General features: G+C 63.6%; 17 protein-coding genes and 1 pseudogene. 7 read left to right on the forward strand and 11 right to left on the reverse strand.

Going from position 1 to position 25,608, the window contains the following annotated elements; genetic code table 11:
• Positions 1 to 18 precede the first annotated feature (18 nt).
• The 8 genes and pseudogenes from E4O92_RS16570 to E4O92_RS16605 form a co-directional block, all read right to left on the reverse strand.
• Positions 19 to 1,074, reverse strand: a complete 1,056-nt coding sequence (locus E4O92_RS16570; RefSeq protein WP_135190846.1) for a HoxN/HupN/NixA family nickel/cobalt transporter — start codon at positions 1,072 to 1,074, stop codon at positions 19 to 21.
• A gap of 37 nt (positions 1,075 to 1,111) precedes the next feature.
• Complete coding sequence (locus E4O92_RS16575) at positions 1,112 to 1,930, reverse strand: urease accessory protein UreD (RefSeq protein ID WP_135190847.1); 819 nt, start codon at positions 1,928 to 1,930, stop codon at positions 1,112 to 1,114.
• A gap of 125 nt (positions 1,931 to 2,055) precedes the next feature.
• Positions 2,056 to 2,766: an urease accessory protein UreG gene (gene ureG, locus E4O92_RS16580; protein ID WP_135190848.1), complete on the reverse strand. Its 711-nt coding sequence runs from the start codon at positions 2,764 to 2,766 to the stop codon at positions 2,056 to 2,058.
• A gap of 20 nt (positions 2,767 to 2,786) precedes the next feature.
• The gene (locus tag E4O92_RS16585; protein WP_135190849.1) at positions 2,787 to 3,524 is read right to left on the reverse strand and encodes an urease accessory protein UreF; all 738 of its coding nucleotides are present in this window, start codon (positions 3,522 to 3,524) and stop codon (positions 2,787 to 2,789) included.
• Positions 3,525 to 3,528: 4 nt separating this feature from the next.
• Positions 3,529 to 5,247, reverse strand: coding sequence for an urease subunit alpha (gene ureC / locus E4O92_RS16590; protein ID WP_135190850.1), 1,719 nt, complete (start codon positions 5,245 to 5,247; stop codon positions 3,529 to 3,531).
• 197 nt (positions 5,248 to 5,444) lie between these two features.
• Positions 5,445 to 5,747 (reverse strand): annotated as a pseudogene (gene ureB, locus E4O92_RS25195) (urease subunit beta); the annotation flags it as partial.
• Positions 5,748 to 5,763: 16 nt separating this feature from the next.
• Complete coding sequence (locus tag E4O92_RS16600; protein ID WP_135190863.1) at positions 5,764 to 6,066, reverse strand: urease subunit gamma; 303 nt, start codon at positions 6,064 to 6,066, stop codon at positions 5,764 to 5,766.
• A gap of 20 nt (positions 6,067 to 6,086) precedes the next feature.
• A complete protein-coding gene (locus E4O92_RS16605) occupies positions 6,087 to 7,103 on the reverse strand; it encodes an urea transporter (protein ID WP_167759815.1) in 1,017 nt (338 codons plus the stop codon).
• A 401-nt stretch (positions 7,104 to 7,504) separates the two neighbouring features.
• On the opposite strand from E4O92_RS16605, the gene E4O92_RS16610 reads away from it, so the two are divergent.
• The 4 genes from E4O92_RS16610 to E4O92_RS16625 are packed head-to-tail and all read left to right on the forward strand — an operon-like array spanning position 7,505 to position 16,540.
• Positions 7,505 to 8,704 carry an efflux RND transporter periplasmic adaptor subunit gene (locus E4O92_RS16610; protein WP_135190853.1) on the forward strand — a complete coding sequence of 400 codons (1,200 nt, stop codon included), beginning with the start codon at positions 7,505 to 7,507 and terminating at the stop codon, positions 8,702 to 8,704.
• Entirely contained in the window at positions 8,701 to 11,799 is a 3,099-nt protein-coding gene (locus E4O92_RS16615) for an MdtB/MuxB family multidrug efflux RND transporter permease subunit (RefSeq protein WP_135190854.1), read from the forward strand. The genes E4O92_RS16610 and E4O92_RS16615 overlap by 4 nt, the downstream gene beginning before the upstream one ends.
• A complete protein-coding gene (locus E4O92_RS16620; protein ID WP_135190855.1) occupies positions 11,796 to 15,080 on the forward strand; it encodes an efflux RND transporter permease subunit in 3,285 nt (1,094 codons plus the stop codon). The genes E4O92_RS16615 and E4O92_RS16620 overlap by 4 nt, the downstream gene beginning before the upstream one ends.
• Positions 15,077 to 16,540, forward strand: coding sequence for an efflux transporter outer membrane subunit (locus E4O92_RS16625; protein ID WP_135190856.1), 1,464 nt, complete (start codon positions 15,077 to 15,079; stop codon positions 16,538 to 16,540). The genes E4O92_RS16620 and E4O92_RS16625 overlap by 4 nt, the downstream gene beginning before the upstream one ends.
• A 132-nt stretch (positions 16,541 to 16,672) precedes the next feature.
• Here E4O92_RS16625 and E4O92_RS25385 read toward each other — a convergent pair whose 3' ends face one another.
• Positions 16,673 to 18,337 (reverse strand): methyl-accepting chemotaxis protein, encoded by a 1,665-nt coding sequence (locus E4O92_RS25385; protein ID WP_135190857.1) that lies wholly within the window; start codon positions 18,335 to 18,337, stop codon positions 16,673 to 16,675.
• A 218-nt stretch (positions 18,338 to 18,555) separates the two neighbouring features.
• Positions 18,556 to 19,830 (reverse strand): NRAMP family divalent metal transporter, encoded by a 1,275-nt coding sequence (locus E4O92_RS16635; RefSeq protein ID WP_135190858.1) that lies wholly within the window; start codon positions 19,828 to 19,830, stop codon positions 18,556 to 18,558.
• 194 nt (positions 19,831 to 20,024) lie between these two features.
• On the opposite strand from E4O92_RS16635, the gene E4O92_RS16640 reads away from it, so the two are divergent.
• Entirely contained in the window at positions 20,025 to 21,041 is a 1,017-nt protein-coding gene (locus tag E4O92_RS16640; RefSeq protein ID WP_135190859.1) for a 5'-nucleotidase, read from the forward strand.
• A 166-nt stretch (positions 21,042 to 21,207) separates the two neighbouring features.
• Here E4O92_RS16640 and E4O92_RS16645 read toward each other — a convergent pair whose 3' ends face one another.
• Positions 21,208 to 22,224 (reverse strand): 5'-nucleotidase, encoded by a 1,017-nt coding sequence (locus E4O92_RS16645; RefSeq protein ID WP_135190859.1) that lies wholly within the window; start codon positions 22,222 to 22,224, stop codon positions 21,208 to 21,210.
• A 194-nt stretch (positions 22,225 to 22,418) separates the two neighbouring features.
• Between E4O92_RS16645 and E4O92_RS16650 the strand changes: the two genes are divergently transcribed.
• Entirely contained in the window at positions 22,419 to 23,693 is a 1,275-nt protein-coding gene (locus E4O92_RS16650; protein WP_135190858.1) for an NRAMP family divalent metal transporter, read from the forward strand.
• A gap of 218 nt (positions 23,694 to 23,911) precedes the next feature.
• Positions 23,912 to 25,576: a methyl-accepting chemotaxis protein gene (locus E4O92_RS25390; protein ID WP_135190857.1), complete on the forward strand. Its 1,665-nt coding sequence runs from the start codon at positions 23,912 to 23,914 to the stop codon at positions 25,574 to 25,576.
• The last annotated feature ends 32 nt before the right edge of the window (positions 25,577 to 25,608 follow it).

Below are 25,608 nucleotides of genomic sequence, written 5' to 3' on the forward strand. Positions count from 1 at the left end.
AGCAACATTCAATATTTATCAGCGGCCCACTTTCAACTCATCGAAACGCTTGGCCCGGTAAATCAGAACCGATGCCGCCCAGCTCAGGGCAAAGATGCCGATAACGACGTAGCCGAGCATGCCGAAATTGTCGTTCAAGGCTCCGATAGCATTCCAAACCGGGCCGCGCAGCTGTAATTGATCGGCGAGCAGTCCAAGTGTCTCGATACAGCCGATCACAACGGCGACGATCACCGACACCAGCGTGATCGCCATGTTGTAGTAGATCTTGCGAATCGGCTTCAAGTACGCCCAGCCATAAGCGCCGAGCATCAATTGCCCGTCCAGCGTGTCGACCAGGGACATGCCGGCGCCGAACAATACCGGGAATACCATGACCGTCCATGGCGACAGCCCTTGCGATGTCTGGGTGGCGGCAATGCCGAGCAGGCCGATTTCCGTCGCGGTGTCGAATCCCAGGCCGAATAGAAACCCCAAGGGATACATGTGCCAACTTCGGGTGATGACCTGGAACAGCGGCCGGAACAGGCGTGTGACGAAACCCCGGCCTGCCAACAGCAGGTCGAAATCATCGTCAACGTAGGCGTCGCCATTCCTGACATGGTTCCATGTTCGATAGATTGATCTCAGAATAATCAGGTTCATGAGGGCAATCGCAAACAGGAACAAGGCCGAGACCAGGGTTCCGGTAACCCTGCCGATCTCCCGGAATTGTTCGAAATGCGCGCCCATCGCGGATATCGCGGCAACGATGGCGAGCGACGCCAGCATGACGACAGTCGAGTGGCCCAGGGAAAAGAAAAATCCGACTGCGACCGGCCGCTTTTTTTCCTGCATCAGCTTGCGGGTCACGTTGTCAATCGCGGCGATGTGGTCGGCATCGACGGCATGGCGCAGGCCGAAGCCGTAGGCCAGCAGTGCCGTGGAGAGCAGTATCGGGCGGTCACGGAACGCGATCAGGGCCCAGACCCATGCCAGAACATTAAACGCAATCAATATTCCAAGCGTGCCCAACAGCCTGAAGCGCACGCCTGTGTTCGACCTATTGAAGATTTGGGCAAATTCGAAAATCATCGAGACCCCGTAGAGCCTTTCTGACATCTCAGGACGTTTAATGCTTGCGAAGATCTGGAGCCGGCAAGCCCAGCAACGAGAGCCGGGCTTCATTCCAGAGGCGATGCATGGCGGCACCGACTGCGGCGGAAGTTTGGCCGAGGAGGCGTACGGAAGCGCCACAGCCGTTCGGTAATTCACTGGCGCCGGCGAGCACTTCCGGCAGCGCGGCGACGCAATCGTGCAGGCGATCGACCAATGCCTTGGCGGCGCATGTGCGGGTGACGACATACAGCGACGCGAACACGCCATATGAGCCAAGCAAGCCGGGCGATCCTGGAAAGGCACTGTCGCGGGCCAGCTTAAGGCGATCGGCAAAGAGCAGTCGCCCATCCGGTGTGCGCGCCTCAAGGTCCGTGTAATAGAGCGCGTATTCGAGCACCTCGTCCCGAGCGACGCGGCCGGGTAGCAGAATTTCCCCAAGGATTCCGCTGGCGTCCGGAGCGATCGTGAGATGCAGCCGCTGGTAGAAGCGCGAGTCTCTGAATGGGATGACCGGGTCCGGCAGGTATTCGACAAATGCGCCGGCGCCGACCGTCAGATTCACGATCTGGGTCGCAAAGTTGTCCTCCATGTGGAAGATTTTAGTGGCCGCCTGGGTCGTGAAGTGCACCGCCGTTCCCGGTGCACAATTCAAGTCCAGCCGGTAGCGGTCGCCCTGGACGATGCCTTCGCCCGATTGCAGCATGTAGATGAATGCCATGCCCGGCCGCCCGGGATCGACGTAAAGTGGATGGAAGATATACAGCGGCAACTGCTGAAACTGGCGCACCACCCGCGTTGCGCCGTCCAACTCCGCGAACTCAAGTTCGAGCAAGCCCACCTTCCCTGCCCCGCCCACGTAGACGCGCGATTGCGGCGCGTCGTACGCGAGTATTTCCGGCGGCAAGTGGTCAGGGGTGTACCAGCGCGAATCGCTTCGCGGCAAGTTCGGTATCGCGCTCAAGCAGCCGGCCTTGCAGCAATGTGGCTGACAATGTGATCGGCCACCTCCTCCACACCTTGGCCTGTCAGGCAATTGGTCAACACAAATGGCCTGCCCTCACGCACCTGCCGCGCGTCGCGCTCCATCACTTCCACGCTGGCACGGACGTACGGTGCCAGGTCGATCTTGTTGATTACCAGAAGATCCGAGTGGGTGATGCCCGGCCCGCGCTTGCGGGGAATCTTGTCGCCCTCCGCCACGTCGATCACGAAGATGAAGTAGTCAGCCAACGCCGGGCTGAATGTCAGCGTCAGGTTGTCCCCGCCGCTTTCGAGCAGCACGAGGTCGGCGTCCGGAAAGCGTTGGGTCATTTCCTCCATTGCCGCGAGATTCATGGTCGGGTCGTCGCGCACTGCCGTGTGCGGGCACGATCCGGTTTCCACACCCATCACCCGCTCCGGGTCCAGCACGCCCGCCAGCGTACGTTTTACATGCCTGGCGTCCTCGCCGACAAAGATGTCGTTTGTGATGACGATGGGCCGGTGGCCCCGTTGCAGGAGTATGGGCACCAGCGCTTCGATCAGTGCCGTCTTGCCCGAGCCGACCGGGCCGCCCACGCCGATGCACGGCACCGCGCCGCTGCCCCGGCGTATCGCTTGTTCTCCCACGGGAGGATGCACATGCGGGTGATCGTGATGGTGCGCATGTTCGTGCAACTCGTAATTCATGGTATGTCTCCCGGATAAACTCAGCTGACGAACAAGCGCACCTCGGCGCGTTCGTGCTGCATGGCCATGATGTCGATCAGCGGGGTGCTGCTGGCGATGTCCTCGATATTGCTTAGACATTGGAGACGCGCACTCTGCACAATGACTGGCTTGAGGGCGGCCAGTACCACTTGGGCAAAGTGATGGTCGATCACCGCGAGACGCACGGCGGAACCGACTGCGCTGGCGGCAAAGGCATACAACTCGCCCGCCACGGCATGCTCGCGGTCGATCCCCAACTGTGCCATGGTCAGGCCCAGGGCGATGGCGTGATTGCAGGGCGCCTCCCCGCGCTCGGTAATCCCGCCATAGGTCAGCAATGTGGCGCCACCGAATATTCCGCTCGCAGTCTTGAGCAACTGCCGGCCCGTGCGTTGCGAGTTGGTGCGCGCCTCGCGTGGCAGTTTTATTGCGCTAAGCCGCAAGTCGGCCTGCACCGCGATATCAAGATCTCCCGTTTGCGCCGCGCGATGGGCACAAGCGAGTGCAGCGCCATCGGACGGGCCCACCCCATGGCGCAGATAATCGGTCAGCAAGGCTTCGAGCCTGGCCGGTTTGAGCAACCCGGCCTGGGCAAAGGATTCGAGCCCATGGGACAGCGTATAGAGTCCGCTTGGGAAGAGCGAGTCGGCAAGTTGCAGGCTGCCGAGGAATGCGGTGAGGTCCATGCCGGCGGCGGCCTGGAGCGGCATCGCGGTTCCTGCGGAAGATTCCTCCATGCGCTCACACGATGAAATAGCGTTGACCGAGCGACACTTCACTCACGGGCGGCACGGTGATGCGCTTGCCATCGACGTACACCTGATAAGTTTCGGGATCGACTTCAATGTGTGGCAATGCACGGTTGCGCACCATGTCGTGCTTCTCGAGGGTGCGCGTATTGACGACGGGGATAATGCGCCGTTCCATGTGAAGCTTTTCCGGCACGCCGCGCTCGATGGCTGCCCGCGACATGATGGTGAAGCAGGTATGCTTCGCAGCCAGTCCATCGGCCCCGAACATCGGCCGGTACAGCACCGGTTCCGGCGGCAAAATCGACGCGTTCGGGTCCCCCATGATGCCCCAGTTGATCATGCCCCCCTTGACCACCAGCTTGGGCTTCACGGCAAACATACTCGTCGGCCACAGCACGATGTCGGCAATTTTTCCTATTTCAAGAGAACCCAGGTGCTCCGAGAAGCCGTGTGCAATGGCCGGATTGATGGTGAGCTTGGCGAGATAGCGCAGCACCCGGAAGTTATCGTTGTCGGCCGCATCCTCCGGCAGCTTGCCGGTCTGGCGCTTCATCTTGTCGGCGGTCTGGAAGGCGCGGATGAAGGTCTCGCCGATCCGCCCCATCGCCTGGGAATCGGAGGAGAACATACTGAGCGCGCCGATATCCTGCAACACATCCTCGGCGGCGATCGTCTCGGCACGAATCCGGCTCTGGGCAAACGCGACATCCTCCGGGTTGTGCGGGTTAAGGTGATGACACACAATGGTCATCCAATACAGGTTCTCGACGGTGTCGGTCGTGAACGGCTTGGTCGGGTTGGTGGAGGCCGGCAGGATGTTGGGCAAACCGGCAATGGCCATGATGTCCGGAGCGTGGCCACCACCGGCGCCCTCGGTGTGGAAGGTGTGCATGGTGCGCCCGTCGATGGCGCTGATGGTGTCGGCGAGGTAGCCGCACTCGTTGAGCGTATCGGTATGAATTGCCACCTGCACGTCATATTGGGTGGCCACGCGCAAGGCGCAGTCGATCGCCGCCATCGTCGAGCCGTAGTCTTCGTGCACCTTCAGCCCGCATGCACCTGCCTCGATCTGCTCGTGCAGGGTGCCGGGCAAGCTGCTGTTGCCTTTCCCCAGGAAGCCGATATTGACCGGCATCGATTCGCTCGCCTCCAGCATGCGCGACAAATTCCATGGCCCGGGCGTCGCGCTCACCCCCAGCGATCCGTCGGTGGGGCCTGTCCCGCCGCCGATGAGGGTGGTCACGCCGTTGGAGAGGCCATGGTAGGCCTGTGCCGCAGTCAGGAAATGGATATGCGTATCGATCAGGCCGGCTGTGGCCACCATTCCTTCGCCAGCGATCACTTCGGTTCCCCCGCCGATCACCATGTGCGGATCGACGCCGTCCATCAGGTGCGGGTTGCCCGATTTACCGATACCGGCAATCCGCCCGTCCTTGATGCCGATATCGGCCTTGAGGATGCCCAGCACCGGATCCATCACGATCACGGAGGTGATGACCATGTCCAGCGCGCCATCGTCATTGCGCACGCCGGGTGTCTGCGCCATGCCGTCGCGTATCACTTTGCCGCCGCCGTAGACGGACTCCTCGCCCGGCGTCAGCAGGCTGCGTTCCACCTGGCAGATCAGTTCCGTGTCGGCGAGCCGGAAGCGGTCGCCCACAGTCGGACCGTAAAGGTCGACATATTGTTGGCGCGGGATGGTTTTCATGATTTGGGCTCCTGCTGGTTTTCCGTCTTATTCTCCTGCTCGCTTTTCGCCTTGGGCTGCCTGGCGCCTGGAATCCCCTCCCCTGTTCCGCCCAGGTTGCGCACGATGCCCGAGACGTCGTACGGGGGGGCAGGCATGCCCAGGAATTCGAGCTCCCGTGCCCGCGCCAACGCCAGCTTGACGGTCCAGTGCGCGGTCAGCCCGCCGTCGACCAGGTTGTTAAAGCCGACGACACGCTTGGCTCCGCTGAACTCGACCAGTTCCACCTCTTTTTCATCCCCGGGTTCAAAGCGCACCGCCAGTCCTCCTGGCAAATTCAAGTGCATGCCCATCGCCGACGGCCGGTCGAAGTCGAGCGCGCGATTGGCCTCGAAAAAGTGGAAATGCGAACCGATCTGGATAGGACGGTCGCCGGTATTGCGCACCTTCAGGGTGCATGTCCTTCGGCCCCGGTTGATCTCGACCGGCTCGTTGGATAACAGCCACTCACCTGGATTCATGGTTGCACCTCCATTCCTAGGGAATCGGATCGGGGACGGAAATGAGCTGCGTCCCGGTCTTGAACGTGGCCTCGACCTGAACCAGATGGACCATTTCCGGCACCCCGTCCATCACGTCCGCGCGCGTGAGCACCTGCTTGCCGATGGCGACCGTCTCGGCGAACGTCTTGCCGTCCCGCGCTGCCTCGAGCAAGGCTTCGCAAATCAGGGCGATGGCCTCGGCGTAGTTGAGCTTGAGGCCGCGCCCCTTGCGCCGCCGCGCCAGTTCAGCCACCTGGTAGATGACGAGCTTTTCAGTTTCGCGCGGCGTCAGCATCAGGGAAGAGATGTTGCGTGTGGTCATGGCACTTCTCCTTGTTCCTTTTCTACCAATGGGTCCCGTGCCGCCCTCAGGTTCCCTTCCGGCGTACCGGGACTCACGACAACGAGCGAGGCCAGCCGGGGAAACTTGGCACAGGCAAGCACATATACCCAGGTGACGAGAACAAACGGCGCCGTCAGCGCAGGCAGGGCAAGCGGCTTGAGAATGACGACGAGGCTGCCGAAGAGCACGGTGGACACGTACACGCCCAGGACCGTCAGCAAGACCGTGGTGCGGTTAAGCAGGAAAAGAATGCCGCCGAGCACAATAGCTGTCAGCACCCCGTTGAACCCAAACAGCCCCTGGTGGATGGAGTGGGGCGTGCCGCCCATGTACCAGCCAACCCCGACCCCGATCGCACTGCCGAGCAAGGCGGCAAGACACGAGACGCGGGAATTGAACGCAATGGCGACCAGAAAGATGGCGCCGGTCCAGGGGTTTTCCTGCAGCATCACTTGCGCCGGGCCGTTCAGGATGCCCAGGATCACGTCAAGCGCGCTTAATCTGGTAAGCGCCGCGGCATAGCTTGGTTGCTGCAGCGGCTCTGCCGCTCCCGCATTTGGCAATCCCAGGTAGACAATCAGGGCGCCCAGGAAAATCCATGTGGTGATCACAAACGGCGCGGTGAGTGCGTGCCCCCGCGGACCGGCAATGTGCCTGATGGCGGCGGTGGTGAGCGCAACAAACATGGAAGCGATAATGACGAATACTATCAGGGCGATGCCATGCGACAGATAAGCTGCCAGCGCCAATCCGGTGAGGGTGCCATTAAATCCATAGATGCCGGCATCCACCTCATTTGCAGGCGCCTTGAGAAAGATCGCCGTCCACGTCGAGACCACCGTGCCAAGTAGCGCGTAAAGCCCCGAAACCCAGCTGCTGACGAAAATGCCGACGAGGAAAAGGAAACCCGTAATGAAATTGTCTTGCAACATCACTTGGCCAATGCCGCGCAAGACATAAACGGCGAAACGTACCGCGGGCGCTGATCGCATTTGAAACATCCGCTTGTCCGCGCTGGCAGCTTACTCCACTGCACTCAGCGTGAAAGCCAAGGTGGCCAAAAGACATCAAACACTTCGACCGGCCAGTATCGGGTTCGTTCCGTCCAAGTTCTCCCCTCCCCCGCTGGCCTTGCGACAGTACGCTACACTTCGTTTCAATTCGCGGGGATTTTCCACAGTGTTCGTGGCTCAAAAAAGCTTGACGTACGCGGGCCAAAGCAGCCCGGCCGCGCGTCGCCCGGCCGGAACAACAAAGCCGCCCCGTCGTTCCCGCGCAGGCGGGAACGACGTGTAGTGCGCTCACGTGTAGTGCGCTCGCTGCTGCCCGGCTCAATGCACATTGAGGAATTGTCTCTGGCATCCGAGGATCATGGACGGAGAGACCGAGGATCATGGACGGAGAGACCGAGGATCGGCCGGTTGTCAAGCCAACCGGGACTACTCGCCGGCGCAAACGCCTGCATGTCGGCTGGATTGTTCTGGGCCTGCTGATCGTTGCCGGGCTCGCCTGGATCCTGCAGACGCGCCAGGCCTCGCGCAATCGCCGCCCGCCCGCCGCGCCGATCGCGGTCTCTGCCGCTACGGTCCAGCTAGGTGACATCGAAGTCAACCTGAACGCATTGGGCACGGTGACGCCGCTGGCGACCGTCACGGTCATGACGCAGATTAATGGCCAGTTGCAGCGCATCGGCTTTCAGGAAGGGCAGATCATCCACCAGGGGGATTTTCTTGCACAAATCGACCCGCGGCCTTATGAAGCGTCGCTGGAACAGCATCTGGGCCAACTGGCGCGCGACACGGCGATCCTCGCCGCGGCCCGTGTCGACCTGGCCCGCTACCAGCAACTGTACCAACAGGATTCGATCGCCCGCCAGCAATTCGAAGACCAGGTATTCACCGTCCGCCAGGCCGAGGGAACGGTACGCACGGATCAGGGACTGGTCGCCGCCGATCGCCTGAACATTGCCTATTGCCATATCGTCGCGCCGGTCACGGGCCTGGTCGGCATACGCCAGGTCGATGTCGGCAATTTCGTCCAGACCAGCAACACCACCGGCATCGTCGTGATCACCGAGCTGCAGCCGATCTCGGTGCTGTTCACCATTCCTGAAGACCAGTTGCCGCAAGTGTGGCAGCGCTTCCGGCAAGGGATTGTGCTCCAGGTAAAGGCGTTCGACCGCGTTGGCTACCGGCTGCTCGCCACCGGCAAGCTGGTCAGCACCGACAGCCAGATCAATACCAGTACCGGCACCGTGCAGCTGCGCGCGATGTTCGATAATTCCGACAAGATCCTGTTTCCCAACCAATTCGTGAATGTCGAATTGCTGGTGGATATGCTGCGCAACACGGTCATTGCCCCCATCGCCGCCATCCAGCATGGCACGCCGGGGGACTTCGTCTACGTGGTCCAGCCCGGCAATACCGTGAAGATGCAAGTGGTCAAAACCGGCCCGGTGAACGGCGAACGCGTGGCGGTGCTGTCTGGGCTCAAGGCTGGCGACAAGGTCGTGGTGGACGGCACCGACAAGCTGCGCGACGGTGCCAAGATCACGCTGCCCGGCGCGCCTGCCGCCGCGGGACACCCCAGATGAGCCCGTCACGCCTGTTCATCCTGCGGCCGGTCGCCACCTCGCTGCTGATGGCAGCGATTTTTATCTCTGGCATCATCGCCTACCGCTACCTGCCGCTGTCGGCCTTGCCCGAGGTCGACTACCCTACCATCCAGGTGCAGACCTTCTATCCGGGGGCCAGCCCGGAAGTGATGACGTCCTCGGTGACGGCGCCGCTGGAGCGCCAGTTCGGCCAGATGCCGAGCCTGAACCAGATGTCGTCCACCAATTCGGCCGGCGCCTCGGTCATCACGCTGCAGTTCAATCTCGACCTGAGCCTTGACGTTGCCGAGCAGGAGGTCCAGGCAGCGATCAACGCCGCGGGCAACCTGTTGCCGTCGGATTTGCCGGCGCCGCCGATCTATGCCAAGGTCAACCCGGCCGACGCGCCGGTGCTCACGCTGGGCGTGACGTCGAAAACCATCCCGCTGCCCCAGATCGAAGACCTGGCCGATACGCGCCTCGCGCAAAAGATTTCGCAATTGCCGGGCGTGGGCCTGGTCAGCATCAACGGCGGCCAGCGGCCGGCGGTGCGCATCCAGGTCAACCTGCCGGCGCTGGCGGCATACGGCCTGAACATCGACGACCTGCGCACCATCATCGGCAACCAGAACGTCAACACGCCCAAGGGCAATTTCGACGGCCCGTCGCGTTCCTACACCGTCAATTCCAACGATCAGTTGACGAGCGCCGAGGAATACAAGGACATCGTGATCGCCTACAAGAACGGCGCGCCGGTGCGCCTGTCCGACGTGGCGCAGGTGGTCAGCGGCGCCGAAAATAATCGGCTGGCGGCATGGATGAACAAAACGCCGGCGATCATCCTGAACGTCCAGCGCCAGCCCGGCGCCAACGTGATCCAGGTAGTGGACCGGATCAAGGAACTGCTGCCCAGCCTGACCACCAGCATGCCTGCCGCCATCAATTTGGGCGTGCTGACCGACCGCACCAACACCATCCGCGCCTCGGTGCGCGACGTCCAGTTCGAGCTGATGCTGTCAATCGGCCTCGTCGTGCTGGTGATCTTCCTGTTCCTGCGCAATATTCCGGCGACCATCATCCCCAGCCTGTCGGTGCCGCTGTCGCTGGTGGGCACCTTCGGCGTCATGTACCTGGCCGGCTTTAGCCTGAATAACCTGTCGCTCATGGCGCTCACCATTGCCACCGGTTTCGTAGTGGACGACGCGATCGTGATGATCGAGAACATCGCACGCTACGTCGAACAGGGCGAGCCGCCGCTGCAAGCGGCTTTGAAAGGCGCGGCGCAGATCGGCTTCACCATCATTTCGCTGACCATCTCGCTGGTCGCGGTGTTGATCCCCCTGCTGTTCATGGGCGGCGTGGTGGGGCGCCTGTTCCGCGAATTCGCGATCACGCTGGCGGTGACGATCCTGATTTCGGCGGTGGTCTCGCTGACGCTGGTGCCGATGATGTGCGCCAAGATGCTGCACCACCGCTCGGCGAAGGAACAAAACGCGCTGGAGCGCCACAGCCAGCGCCTGTTCGATGCCGCCATTGCCTGGTACGACCGCTCGCTGACCTGGGTGCTCGACCACTCGGGCCTGACGCTGGTGGTCGCCGTGGCCGCCTTCCTGCTGGCGGGTTTTCTTTACGCCTTCATCCCCAAGGGCTTCTTCCCGGTCCAGGATACCGGCCAGGTCCAGGGAATCTCCGACGCCGCCCAGACGATTTCGTACGAGGCGATGAGCCAGCGCCAGCAAAGCCTGGCGGCCGCCGTGCTGCGTGATCCCGACGTGCAAAGCCTGTCCTCCTTCATTGGCGTGGACGGCACCAACATGACGCCCAACACTGGCCGCCTGATGATCAATCTGAAGCCGCGCGAAGAGCGATCGGTGAACGCCACCGAGATTATCCGGCGCGTGCAAAAGCTAGTGGCCAGCGTGCCCGGCATCGCGCTCTACATGCAGCCGGTGCAGGACCTGACCATCAACGCGGCCGTCAGCCGCACGCAATACCAGTTCGTGCTGGAAGACACCAATCCGGACGAGCTGGCGGAATGGACGCCACGCCTGGTGGCAAGGCTGGCGCAGGAGCCGCAGCTGGAAGGCGTGGTCAGCAACCTGGCGCAACAAGGGCTTTCGTCCTTCATCCAGGTTGACCGCGATACCGCGGGGCGCCTGGGCATTACGCTCGCGACCGTGGACAACGCGCTCTACGACGCGTTCGGCCAGCGCATCGTCTCCACCATCTTCACCCAATCGAACCAGTACCGGGTGATCCTGGAATTGCTGCCCAAGATGCAGCGCTCGCTGCAATCGCTGTCGTCGATCTACCTGCCGACCGCCGGCGGCGGTGTGGTGCCGCTGTCGGCGATCGCCAGCTTCCATGTGCAGAAAGCGCCGCTGATGATCAACCATCTCGGCCAGTTTCCGTCCGCCGCGATTTCCTTCAACCTGGCCCCCGGCGCGGCTTTGAGCGGCGCGGTGGCGGCGATCTTGAAGGCCGAGAAGGACATCTCCATGCCGCCCAGCATCATGACTGCCTTCCAGGGCGCGGCGCTGGAATTCCAGAACGTGCTCGGCAACGAGGTGCTGCTGATCGTGGCGGCGCTGGTCACCGTGTACATCGTGCTCGGCATTCTGTACGAGAGCTACATTCACCCGATCACGATCCTGTCGACGCTGCCGTCCGCCGGCATCGGCGCCCTGCTGGCGCTGATCCTGGCCGGCAAGGACCTGGACATCGTCGGCATCATCGGCATCATCCTGTTGATCGGCATCGTCAAGAAGAACGGCATCATGATGGTCGACTTCGCGCTGGAGGCCGAGCGCAATGAAGGCAAGCCGGCGCGCGAGGCGATCCATCAAGCCTGCCTGGTGCGTTTTCGCCCGATCATGATGACCACCATGGCCGCGTTGTTCGCCGGCCTGCCGCTCATGCTCGGCACCGGCACCGGTTCCGAACTGCGCAATCCGCTGGGCCTGTCCATCGTCGGCGGCCTGATCGTCAGCCAGGCGCTGACGCTGTTCACAACGCCGGTGATCTACCTGGCGTTCGATAACCTGGCGCGCCGCATCCAGCGGCGCCAGCAGGGCCGGGCACCGGGCAGGCCATGAACCCTTCCCTGTTCATCCACCGGCCGGTGGCCACCACGCTCTTGACCCTGGGCCTGGCGCTGGCGGGCGCCATTGCGTTCTTCCTGCTGCCGGTGTCGCCCTTGCCGCAGGTGGACTTCCCGACCATCATGGTGCAGGCCACGATGGCCGGCGCCAGTCCCGAAACCATGGCCACCAGCGTGGCCGGTCCGCTGGAACATCGTCTGGGCCAGATCGCCGACGTGTCCGAGATGACTTCCTCCAGCTCGGTCGGCGCGACCCGCATCATCCTGCAATTCGGCATTAATCGTAACATCGACGGCGCGGCGCGCGACGTGCAGGCCGCCATCAACGCGGCGCACGCCGACCTGCCCACCACCCTGCGCAGCAATCCCACCTACCGCAAGGTGAACCCGGCCGATGCGCCGATCCTGATCCTGGCGCTGACGTCCCCCACCCTGAAACAGGGACAGCTGTACGACGCCGCCTCCACCGTCCTGCAGCAAAAGCTGTCGCAGGTGGACGGCATCGGCCAGGTAAACGTGGGCGGCAGTTCGCTGCCGGCGGTGCGGGCCGAACTCAATCCCCGTGCGCTGTTCAAGTACGGCATTGGCCTGGAAGACGTGCGGGCCGCACTGGCGTCGGCCAATGCCAACAGCCCCAAGGGCGCGATCGAAGAGGCCGACCGCCGCTTCCAGCTCTATTCCAACGACCAGGCCAGGACCGCCAAGGACTACCTGCCGCTGGTGATCGCCTACCGCAATAACCGGCCGGTGCGCCTCGCCGATGTCGCCCAGGTCAACGAATCGGTGGAGGACCTGCGCAACCTGGGCATGTTCAACGGACGGCCATCGGTGCTGCTCATCCTCTACCGGGCGCCGGGCGCCAATATCATCGCCACCGTCGACCGCGTCATGGCGCTGATGCCGCAACTGAAGGCATCGATCCCCAGCGCGATCGATCTCTCGGTGGCGATGGACCGCACGCCCACCATCCGGGCCTCGCTCAAGGAAGTCGAGCGCACGCTGCTCATTTCCATGGGCCTGGTCATCCTGGTGGTCTTTATCTTCCTGCGCAATGTGCGCGCCACCGTGATCCCTGGGGTTGCCGTTCCCGTGTCCCTGATCGGCACCTTCGGCGGCATGTACCTGCTCGGCTACAGCCTGGATAACCTCTCCCTGATGGCGCTTACGATTGCCACCGGCTTCGTGGTCGATGACGCGATCGTGGTCACGGAAAACATCACGCGCCACATCGAAGGCGGCATGCCGCGCGCGCAAGCCGCGCTGCTGGGCGCGCGCGAGGTCGGCTTTACCGTGCTGTCGATGAGCCTGTCGCTGATCGCCGTGTTCCTCCCGATCCTGCTCATGGGCGGCATCATCGGCCGCCTGTTCCGCGAATTCGCGGTGACACTGTCGATCGCGATTCTGGTGTCGCTGGCCATTTCGCTGTCCACCACGCCCACCATGTGCGCCAACCTGCTGCGCCCTGCGTCCGAACAGCGAAAAACCCGCCTGCTGCTTTGGTTCGAACGCGGTTTCGACTCGATGCACGCGTTTTACGCACGCACGCTGCACTGGGCGCTGCGCCATGCGCGGATCATGGCCGCACTTTTGCTGGCGGTTATAGGCCTGAATATCCTGCTGTATATCGTGGTGCCGAAAAGCTTCTTTCCGCAGCAAGACACCGGCCGCCTGATCGGCATGATCCAGGCCGACCAGAGCGTCTCGTTCCAGCTCATGCAGCAAAAACTGGTTGCCTTCGTCGAACGTGTCAAGAGCGATCCTGCAGTCGTCAGCGTGGTCGGCTTCATCGGCGGCGGGCAAACCAATGCCGGTTTCATGTTTGTCGCACTCAAGCCGCTCTCGGAGCGCAAACATTCGGCCGAGCAGATCATCGCCCGGCTGCGCGGCAAACTGGCGCAGGTGCCGGGCGCCACCTTGTACCTCCAGTCCGTGCAGGACATTCGCGTCGGCGGACGGCCGAGCAACGCCCAGTTCCAGTACACGCTGCAGTCCGACAACCTCGAAGATTTGCGCACCTGGGCGCCGCGCCTGCTGGCCGCGCTGCAGCACAACCCGCAACTGACCGACGTCAGCTCCGACCAGCAGGACAAAGGGCTGGAAACCCGGCTGACCATCGACCGCGCGACCGCTTCCCGCTTTGGCCTGTTGCCCAGCACGATAGACAACACGCTCTATGATGCCTTCGGCCAGCGTGACGTTTCCACCATCTACAACCCGCTCAATCAATACCATGTGGTGATGGAAGTGGCGCCGGAGTTCTGGCAGGACCCGCAGACGTTGAACCAGATCTATGTCAGCACCTCGGGCGCGGCGGTCAGGGGAAGCCAGTCGACCAATGCCGTCGCCGGGACTTACGTCGCGCCGTCCAATGGCGCCAGGACTGCCAGCAACGCGCCGACCGCAAGCGCGGTGGCCAATGACGCTGCCCGCAATCTCGCGCTCAACGCGCTGGCCAACACGACCAAGGGCGCCACCTCGACCGGCGCTGCCGTGAGCACCGCGGCTGAAACCATGGTGCCGCTGCGCGCATTCGCGCAATTCGCGCCCGGCACCACGCCGCTGGCGGTCAACCACCAGGGCCTGTTTGCCGCCACCACCATTTCCTTCAACCTGCCGATCGGCAAATCGCTGGGCGACGCGACAACCGAGATCGAACGAACCCTGCGCCGCATCGGCGCCCCGCCGTCCATCCACGGCAGCTTTGCTGGCACCGCCAAGGTGTTCCAGCAATCGCTGAACAATGAAGCGATCCTGATCCTCACCGCCCTGCTGGCCGTGTATGCGGTGCTGGGCGTCCTGTACGAAAGCTACGTCCATCCGCTCACGATCCTGTCGACCCTGCCCTCGGCGGGCGTCGGCGCGCTGCTGGCGTTGCTGGTGTGCGGCGTCGATTTCACGGTCATCGCCATGATCGGCGTCATCCTCTTGATCGGGATCGTGAAGAAGAATGCGATCATGATGATCGACTTTGCCATCGTGGCCGAGCGTACCGAAAACAAGACGGCGCTGGAGGCGATCACCCAGGCCTGCCTGCTGCGCTTTCGCCCGATCATGATGACCACCATGGTGGCCATGCTCGGCGCGTTGCCGCTTGCGCTGGGCACCGGCGACGGCGCCGAATTGCGCCGGCCGCTCGGCATCTCCGTGTTCGGCGGCTTGCTGGTGAGCCAGGTGCTCACGCTGTACACCACACCGGCGCTCTACCTGCTGCTCGACCGCCTCTCCAAGGCGCGCAACCAGCGCGCACAAAACCATGCCGGGGGGCCGCCCCGATGAAGTGCGCGTCTACGGGCAAACTGGCGGGGATGGCCGTGCTGTGCGCCGGCTTGCTGTCCGCCTGCGTCACCGTTGGCCCCGACTACAAGCGGCCTGCGGTCGAGGTACCTGCCGCATACAAGGAGCGGCCGGGCTGGAAGCATATCCAGCCGCAGGATACAAACGATCGTGGACCCTGGTGGTCGGTCTACCATGACCCGGTGCTGGACCAGCTGATGCGGCAGGTTGATGTCTCCAACCAGAACCTCAAGGCCGCCGAAGCCGCCTTCCGCCAGGCCCGCGCCGCAGTCGAAGCGGCGCGCGCGGGCCTGTTCCCCACCTTGAGCGCCGGCGCGGGCGCGCAGCGCAACGGCTCGGAAGCGCATAATCCGGCCAGCCCCAGCCAGGTCCGGAACAGTTACGACGTCACGGTCGGCGCCAACTGGGAACTGGACGTCTGGGGAAGAATCCGGCGCACGGTCGAAGCGTCGGTCGCCAATGCCCAGGTCAGCGCCGCCGACCTGGCCAACGCCCGGCTCTCGGCGCAGGCAACGCTCGCCAGCAGCTACTTCCAACTGCGCACCCAGGACGAAATCAAGCGCCTGCTCGATCAAACCATCGCCGCCTACACCAGGACCCTGCAGATCACGCAGAACCAGTACGCCGCCGGCACCGTCGCCAGGGCCGATGTCGTGACCGCAGAAACGCAGTTGAAAACCACGCAGGCGCAAGCCATCCACCTCGACGTACTGCGCACACAACTGGAGCATGCCATCGCGGTATTGACCGGCAGGCCGCCCGCAGAATTTTCCATCGCCGCCCTGCCGCTGCCGCTGACGGTGCAGGTGCCGGAGATTCCCACCGGGCTGCCGTCAAAGCTCCTGGAGCGCAATCCATCCATCGCGGCGGCCGAGTATTCGATCATCGCGGCCAACGCCCAGATAGGCGTCGCGCTGGCGGCCTACTACCCCAGTGTCACGCTATCCGCGTCTTACGGCTTTGCCAGCGCCACCGTCGGCACCTTGCTGCATGCGGACAGCGCCTTGTGGTCGCTGGGAGCGTCGGTCGCGCAAATCCTGTTCGACGCCGGCCTGCGGCGTGCACAAGTGGAGCAGGCGCAGGCGATCTACGAACAAAACGTCGCGATCTACCGGCAGACGGTTCTCACCACATTCCAGCAGGTCGAAGACCAGTTGGCCGCGCTGCGCATCCTCGCGCAGGAAGCGGCCGTGCAGCAGGAAGCCGTGCGGCTGTCACAACAGGCGGTGGTGCTGACGATCAACGAATACAAGGCTGGCACGGTTCCCTATACCAGCGTGGTCACGGCGCAGGCCATTGAACTATCCGACGAGCAGGCGGCGCTGACCGTGCGCGGAAGCCAGCTGATCGCCACCGTCACGCTGATCGAAGCCCTGGGCGGCGGCTGGCATGCGGGGCAACTGCCCTCCGCCGCGCAGCTGACATCGAGCATGAAAAGATAGCGTAGATGCTTACCGGAGGCGTAGGGTGCGCACCTGTGCGCACGCTGTACGTATGCATACCAGCGCCAACGTTACTCAACCGTACCGCGTGCGCACAGGTGCGCACCCTACAAGTGCAACGGCTACGGCGCGTCAAGCCCGCAGGCGCGGCGCGGCTGGCGCAAGCAGGCCGGTAGAACCCGCCTCAAGAGCCGAACCCGGCACCACGCGCAGCGCATGGTGCTCTTCGCCGACGATCTGGAACACGCTCACCAGCTCGACCAGCTTGCTGGCCTGCTGTTCGAGCGAGACGGCGGCGGCCGACGCCTCTTCGACCAGCGCCGCGTTCTGCTGGGTGGCGTCATCCATCTGGCCGACCGCCTTGTTGATGTGGTCAATGCCGTCGCTCTGCTCGTGGCTGGCGGCGGCGATCTCGCTCATGATGTCGGTGACACGGTTCACGCTCACGACGATCTCCTTCATCGTCGACCCGGCCTGGTCCACCAGCGTGGTGCCCAGCTTGACCTTGTCGACCGAGTCGTCGATGAGCGCCTTGATTTCCTTGGCCGCGCTGGCCGAGCGCTGCGCCAGGCTGCGCACCTCGCTCGCCACCACCGCGAAGCCGCGCCCCTCTTCACCGGCACGCGCCGCTTCCACCGCCGCGTTCAGCGCGAGGATATTGGTCTGGAACGCGATGCCGTCGATGACGCCGATGATGTCGACGATCTTGCGCGCCGATTCGTCGATCGAGCCCATCGTGTCCACCACCTGCGACACCACCTGCCCGCCCTTGCCCGCCACCGTTGCTGCGGACAGCGCCAGCTGGTTGGCCTGGCGCGCGTTGTCGCCGTTGCGGCGCACGGTCTCGGTGATCTGCTCCATCGACGCCGTGGTCTCCGCCAGCGATCCGGCCTGGGCTTCGGTACGGCGCGCCAGGTCGTCGTTGCCGGCCGAGATCTGGTGGGCGGCCGAGGCGATCGTGTCGGTGCCGCGGCGCACGTCGGTGACGATGCGCGCCAGGCTGCCGTCCATCTCGGCCAGGGCCTTGAGCAGCTGGCCGATCTCGTTGTTCGAGTCGATCGCGATCTGGCGGCCAAGCTCGCCCCTGGCGACGCGGCGCGCAATGCCGATCGCCTGCTCCAGTGGGGCCGAGATGCCGCGCACCAGCACGACCGCGGCGCCCACGGCCAGCAAAGCGGCCACCACGATCGCGGCGCCAATGCCCATGCTGGTCGAGCGGATCGTTGCGTGCACCGCAGCGTCGTCCGCTTTCTGGCGTGCCCCCAGCAGGTCGGTCAGCGCACGTAGCGAGCCGTCCGAGATGCGGTAACCAGGGTTAATGAACTTGATCAGGACATCTTGCGCGGCGTCCCATTCACCGCGCTGGAGCGCCTGGCTGGCAGAGCGGATCGCTTCGCTTCCCAGGCTGCCGCTGCTTGCGAACCAGTCCTGGGCCAGTTTGTGCTCGTCGGGACGGGTAATTCCCGCAAGGTATTCGCCCCACAGTTTTTCGATCTCGGCAGTGGTCGCGCCAATCGTATCGAAATGCACATCCAACGGGTGGTCGTGATGCTTGTGCCATTCCATCCCCGGGTTGTGCTGCAGCGCCTGCAGGATCTGGCTGCGGTTGACCTCCATTTTGAATCGAATCCGTTCGACCATCGTGCCGTCCCGCATGTCTTCCATCGACGTGGTCTGCAGCGCCACTGCAGTGCGGTGCACGCTGAACAGGCCCAGCGCGCCAACGCTGGCAAGCACGACAACCAAAAAGCCCAGCGATAGCAGGATCAGGGTTTTGACATTCAGGTTCTTTAACATCTCGCGATTTCCTTATGGTGGCGGACCAATCGGAAACAGCGTGGATTCGGTCCTCGCGCCCGGGTGGCTCATCTGGCCAGCCGCTCGGCGCGTCTAATTGTCCATACAACTCAAGAAAAAAGCGCGGATTGTAGGATATATATTAACGTTATGCAACAATAAATAATCTAATGCAATTCCGGTGGCATGCACTGGAACGGCTACAAGGGTGTTTGGGATCAGGACAACGGCGCCACCAGGTCGATCAGGGTCAGCGTCGCGGACATGCCCATCAGGCCCGCCGTGATCCAGCCGATGATGGCCATCCCGAGCGGGATCGTGAACTGCCCCATGATGGCGCGGTTGTGCCCGATTGCCAGCAGGGCACACAACAGGGGCACGCTCAGCACTCCGTTGATTACCGCCGTGGCGATCAGCGCCTTGATCGGATCGACACCGAAAAAATTCAGCCCGGTGCCGATCAGCGTTGCCAGCGCAATCACGGAGTAAAAGCGCACCGCCTGGTAGGGCTTGTAATCGAGCCCGGTCGGCCACTTGAATGCCTCCCCCACCGCGTAGCCGATCGAGCCGGCCAGCGTGGGAATCGCCAGCAGGCCGGTGCCGATGATCCCGATCGCAAACAGCTCGAACGCAAAGCGCCCGGCGATGGGCTCGAGCGCGCGGGCCGCCTGCTGGGCCGACTGGATCTGGTTGACGCCATGCAGATGCAAGGTCAGCGCGGACGTGAGGATGATGAAAAACATCACCACGCACGTCACCGCCATGCCGGTATAGGTATCGACCCGTATCTTGAGGAACTGCGCGGGCGCCTCGCGCGGCGCCGTTCGCACCGGGTGCTCGTGCGGGTCGGCGCGCTGCTCCTCGACCTCCAGCGAGGACTGCCAGACGAACAGGTAGGGGCTGATCGTCGTGCCCATGACCGCGGTAAGCATCGACAGGTAGTCGTGCGACAGCCGAATGTGCGGCACCAGGGTGAAACGCGCCACTTCGCCCCACGGGACCTCCACGAAAAGGGCGATCCCGACATAGGCAAAGATCGACAGGCCGACCCATTTGAGCAGGGACGAATAGGTGCCGAAAGACAGGAAGGTCAGGGCCGCGATCGACAACAGGCTGATGGCCAGCGGATACACGTGCAGCTTGTCCGGTCCGGCGATCAGCTCCAGCGCGGCTGCCATGCCGCCGATGTCCGCACCGATATTGATGATGTTCGAAATGCTGATCAGGACCACGACGAGATACAGCAATTCGGGCGGGTAGTGGCGCCGGATATTGCCCGCCAGCCCATGCCCGGAAACCCGGCCGATGCGGGCGCTGATCTCCTGCACCCCCGCCACCAGCGGAAAGAAAAACAAGGACACCCACAGCATCAGCGGACCGAACTGGGCACCGGCTTGCGTGTACGTGGCGATGCCGCTCGGATCGTCGTCCGAGACGCCGGTGATAAAGCCCGGCCCGATCTGCCGCAGGTACTCGGTCCACTTATTCGTCATGTGCGCCACCGTGCAGCTATCACAGCGCAGGTTAGCACACGGGTTCGTCCCGCACATTTCGCGCACGCGCCAATTCCAGCTTGCTGCTTCCACGCATGCGGGCACGCAATTCCACCTATTCAGTTGCGCCTCATCAACTTGTCCATTGGCATCACGGCTTACGCTCGATAAGTGGAATCGGACGGGAGAAAAACATGCCATTGGACCTTTCAGATACCTTGGTAGTGGGCATTTCCGCCACGGCGCTGTTCGACCTGGCGGAAGCGGACGCGGTATTTCGGGCCAAGCACGCGCAAGATCCACAGCGGGCGCTGGCCGAGTATCGCGACTACATGCTCGCGCGCGAGAAGGAGCCGCTGGCCGACGGCACCGGCATGTCGCTGGTGCGCGCCCTGCTCGGCACGAACCGGCACATCGCTTCCAGCACCGCCGCGCCCCTGGTTGAAGTGGTGGTCATGTCGCGCAACAGCCCCGAGACCGGGGTGCGCGTGCTCAACAACATCCGTTCGCTCGGGCTTCCCATCTCGCGCCACGCGTTCACCGGCGGCGAATCCGTGGTCGACTATCTCGGTGCGTTCGACGTCGACCTGTTCGTGACCACCAATGTCGAAGACGCGCAGCGCGTGATCGATTCCCAGGCCTGCGCGGCGGCCGTGCTCAAGCCGCCGCCGTGTCCGAGCGTCGCGCCTCCAAACAACCAGGTCCGGCTCGCCTTCGACGGCGACGCCGTGCTGTTTGACGACAGCAGCGAGCTCGTCTACCGGTCGGAGGTCCTGAACAATTTGCTCCGCAAGGAGGACGCGCCGCATGACCAGCCGCTGGCGGATGGACCGTACGCCGTCCTGCTGCGCAAGCTGGCGCGCCTGCAGAACCGGCTGCCGTTCGGCGTCGAATCCTCGCCGGTGCGCATCGCGATCGTCTCGGCGCGCAGCGCGCCCGGTGAAATGCGCGTCATCAGCACCTTGCGCCACTGGGGCGTCCAGGTGAACGATATCTTCTTCCTCGACGGGGTGGACAAAACCAGGGTGGTCAAGGCCTTCCGCCCGCACATCTTCTTCGACGACCAGGAGCTGCACCTGGACCCGGTCGCCAAACAGGCGTCGGCAGCGCGTGGGCTCGCGCGCGGACCCGCCGGCGACGAACCGCCGCTCCTGGTCGACACCCTGGTCGACGACCTGCCGGGCTTGAGCGAGCGGATCGACACAAAATAGGCCCACGTGCGCGTGCCGAGGCGTAGGGTGCGCACCTGTGCGCACGCGGTACGGTTGAGCAAAGTTTGCGTACGCCACTGACTTGCGGCCCCAGCTCCACTACGCAAAGTTCGCGAACCGCGTGCGCACAGGTGCGCACCCTACGCCTCGGCACGCGCACGTGGGCCTATTTTGTGTCGATCCGCTCGCTCAAGCCCGGCAGGTCGTCGACCAGGGTGTCGACCAGGAGCGGCGGTTCGTCGCCGGCGGGTCCGCGCGCGAGCCCACGCGCTGCCGACGCCTGTTTGGCGACCGGGTCCAGGTGCAGCTCCTGGTCGTCGAAGAAGATGTGCGGGCGGAAGGCCTTGACCACCCTGGTTTTGTCCACCCCGTCGAGGAAGAAGATATCGTTCACCTGGACGCCCCAGTGGCGCAAGGTGCTGATGACGCGCATTTCACCGGGCGCGCTGCGCGCCGAGACGATCGCGATGCGCACCGGCGAGGATTCGACGCCGAACGGCAGCCGGTTCTGCAGGCGCGCCAGCTTGCGCAGCAGGACGGCGTACGGTCCATCCGCCAGCGGCTGGTCATGCGGCGCGTCCTCCTTGCGGAGCAAATTGTTCAGGACCTCCGACCGGTAGACGAGCTCGCTGCTGTCGTCAAACAGCACGGCGTCGCCGTCGAAGGCGAGCCGGACCTGGTTGTTTGGAGGCGCGACGCTCGGACACGGCGGCGGCTTGAGCACGGCCGCCGCGCAGGCCTGGGAATCGATCACGCGCTGCGCGTCTTCGACATTGGTGGTCACGAACAGGTCGACGTCGAACGCACCGAGATAGTCGACCACGGATTCGCCGCCGGTGAACGCGTGGCGCGAGATGGGAAGCCCGAGCGAACGGATGTTGTTGAGCACGCGCACCCCGGTCTCGGGGCTGTTGCGCGACATGACCACCACTTCAACCAGGGGCGCGGCGGTGCTGGAAGCGATGTGCCGGTTCGTGCCGAGCAGGGCGCGCACCAGCGACATGCCGGTGCCGTCGGCCAGCGGCTCCTTCTCGCGCGCGAGCATGTAGTCGCGATACTCGGCCAGCGCCCGCTGTGGATCTTGCGCGTGCTTGGCCCGAAATACCGCGTCCGCTTCCGCCAGGTCGAACAGCGCCGTGGCGGAAATGCCCACTACCAAGGTATCTGAAAGGTCCAATGGCATGTTTTTCTCCCGTCCGATTCCACTTATCGAGCGTAAGCCGTGATGCCAATGGACAAGTTGATGAGGCGCAACTGAATAGGTGGAATTGCGTGCCCGCATGCGTGGAAGCAGCAAGCTGGAATTGGCGCGTGCGCGAAATGTGCGGGACGAACCCGTGTGCTAACCTGCGCTGTGATAGCTGCACGGTGGCGCACATGACGAATAAGTGGACCGAGTACCTGCGGCAGATCGGGCCGGGCTTTATCACCGGCGTCTCGGACGACGATCCGAGCGGCATCGCCACGTACACGCAAGCCGGTGCCCAGTTCGGTCCGCTGATGCTGTGGGTGTCCTTGTTTTTCTTTCCGCTGGTGGCGGGGGTGCAGGAGATCAGCGCCCGCATCGGCCGGGTTTCCGGGCATGGGCTGGCGGGCAATATCCGGCGCCACTACCCGCCCGAATTGCTGTATCTCGTCGTGGTCCTGATCAGCATTTCGAACATCATCAATATCGGTGCGGACATCGGCGGCATGGCAGCCGCGCTGGAGCTGATCGCCGGACCGGACAAGCTGCACGTGTATCCGCTGGCCATCAGCCTGTTGTCGATCGCGGCCCTGACCTTCCTGTCTTTCGGCACCTATTCGTCCCTGCTCAAATGGGTCGGCCTGTCGATCTTTGCCTATGTCGGGATCGCCCTTTTCGTGGAGGTCCCGTGGGGCGAAGTGGCGCGTTTCACCCTGGTGCCGCACATTCGGCTGTCGCACGACTACCTGTCGATGCTTACCGCGGTCATGGGCACGACGATCAGCCCCTACCTGTTCGTCTGGCAGTCCTCGCTGGAGGTCGAGGAGCAGCGCGCCGACCCGCACGAGCACCCGGTGCGAACGGCGCCGCGCGAGGCGCCCGCGCAGTTCCTCAAGATACGGGTCGATACCTATACCGGCATGGCGGTGACGTGCGTGGTGATGTTTTTCATCATCCTCACGTCCGCGCTGACCTTGCATCTGCATGGCGTCAACCAGATCCAGTCGGCCCAGCAGGCGGCCCGCGCGCTCGAGCCCATCGCCGGGCGCTTTGCGTTCGAGCTGTTTGCGATCGGGATCATCGGCACCGGCCTGCTGGCGATTCCCACGCTGGCCGGCTCGATCGGCTACGCGGTGGGGGAGGCATTCAAGTGGCCGACCGGGCTCGATTACAAGCCCTACCAGGCGGTGCGCTTTTACTCCGTGATTGCGCTGGCAACGCTGATCGGCACCGGGCTGAATTTTTTCGGTGTCGATCCGATCAAGGCGCTGATCGCCACGGCGGTAATCAACGGAGTGCTGAGCGTGCCCCTGTTGTGTGCCCTGCTGGCAATCGGGCACAACCGCGCCATCATGGGGCAGTTCACGATCCCGCTCGGGATGGCCATCATCGGCTGGATCACGGCGGGCCTGATGGGCATGTCCGCGACGCTGACCCTGATCGACCTGGTGGCGCCGTTGTCCTGATCCCAAACACCCTTGTAGCCGTTCCAGTGCATGCCACCGGAATTGCATTAGATTATTTATTGTTGCATAACGTTAATATATATCCTACAATCCGCGCTTTTTTCTTGAGTTGTATGGACAATTAGACGCGCCGAGCGGCTGGCCAGATGAGCCACCCGGGCGCGAGGACCGAATCCACGCTGTTTCCGATTGGTCCGCCACCATAAGGAAATCGCGAGATGTTAAAGAACCTGAATGTCAAAACCCTGATCCTGCTATCGCTGGGCTTTTTGGTTGTCGTGCTTGCCAGCGTTGGCGCGCTGGGCCTGTTCAGCGTGCACCGCACTGCAGTGGCGCTGCAGACCACGTCGATGGAAGACATGCGGGACGGCACGATGGTCGAACGGATTCGATTCAAAATGGAGGTCAACCGCAGCCAGATCCTGCAGGCGCTGCAGCACAACCCGGGGATGGAATGGCACAAGCATCACGACCACCCGTTGGATGTGCATTTCGATACGATTGGCGCGACCACTGCCGAGATCGAAAAACTGTGGGGCGAATACCTTGCGGGAATTACCCGTCCCGACGAGCACAAACTGGCCCAGGACTGGTTCGCAAGCAGCGGCAGCCTGGGAAGCGAAGCGATCCGCTCTGCCAGCCAGGCGCTCCAGCGCGGTGAATGGGACGCCGCGCAAGATGTCCTGATCAAGTTCATTAACCCTGGTTACCGCATCTCGGACGGCTCGCTACGTGCGCTGACCGACCTGCTGGGGGCACGCCAGAAAGCGGACGACGCTGCGGTGCACGCAACGATCCGCTCGACCAGCATGGGCATTGGCGCCGCGATCGTGGTGGCCGCTTTGCTGGCCGTGGGCGCCGCGGTCGTGCTGGTGCGCGGCATCTCGGCCCCACTGGAGCAGGCGATCGGCATTGCGCGCCGCGTCGCCAGGGGCGAGCTTGGCCGCCAGATCGCGATCGACTCGAACAACGAGATCGGCCAGCTGCTCAAGGCCCTGGCCGAGATGGACGGCAGCCTGGCGCGCATCGTCACCGACGTGCGCCGCGGCACCGACACGATCGCCTCGGCCGCCCACCAGATCTCGGCCGGCAACGACGACCTGGCGCGCCGTACCGAAGCCCAGGCCGGATCGCTGGCGGAGACCACGGCGTCGATGGAGCAGATCACCGAGACCGTGCGCCGCAACGGCGACAACGCGCGCCAGGCCAACCAGCTGGCGCTGTCCGCAGCAACGGTGGCGGGCAAGGGCGGGCAGGTGGTGTCGCAGGTGGTGGACACGATGGGCTCGATCGACGAATCGGCGCGCAAGATCGTCGACATCATCGGCGTCATCGACGGCATCGCGTTCCAGACCAATATCCTCGCGCTGAACGCGGCGGTGGAAGCGGCGCGTGCCGGTGAAGAGGGGCGCGGCTTCGCGGTGGTGGCGAGCGAGGTGCGCAGCCTGGCGCAGCGCTCGGCCAGCGCGGCCAAGGAAATCAAGGCGCTCATCGACGACTCGGTCGACAAGGTCAAGCTGGGCACCACGCTGGTGGACCAGGCCGGGTCGACGATGAAGGAGATCGTCGTGAGCGTGAACCGTGTCACCGACATCATGAGCGAGATCGCCGCCGCCAGCCACGAGCAGAGCGACGGCATTGACCACATCAACAAGGCGGTCGGCCAGATGGATGACGCCACCCAGCAGAACGCGGCGCTGGTCGAAGAGGCGTCGGCCGCCGCCGTCTCGCTCGAACAGCAGGCCAGCAAGCTGGTCGAGCTGGTGAGCGTGTTCCAGATCGTCGGCGAAGAGCACCATGCGCTGCGCGTGGTGCCGGGTTCGGCTCTTGAGGCGGGTTCTACCGGCCTGCTTGCGCCAGCCGCGCCGCGCCTGCGGGCTTGACGCGCCGTAGCCGTTGCACTTGTAGGGTGCGC

Origin of the sequence: Massilia horti (assembly GCF_004614195.1) — a bacterium.
Lineage (GTDB): Bacteria > Pseudomonadota > Gammaproteobacteria > Burkholderiales > Burkholderiaceae_D > Telluria > Telluria horti.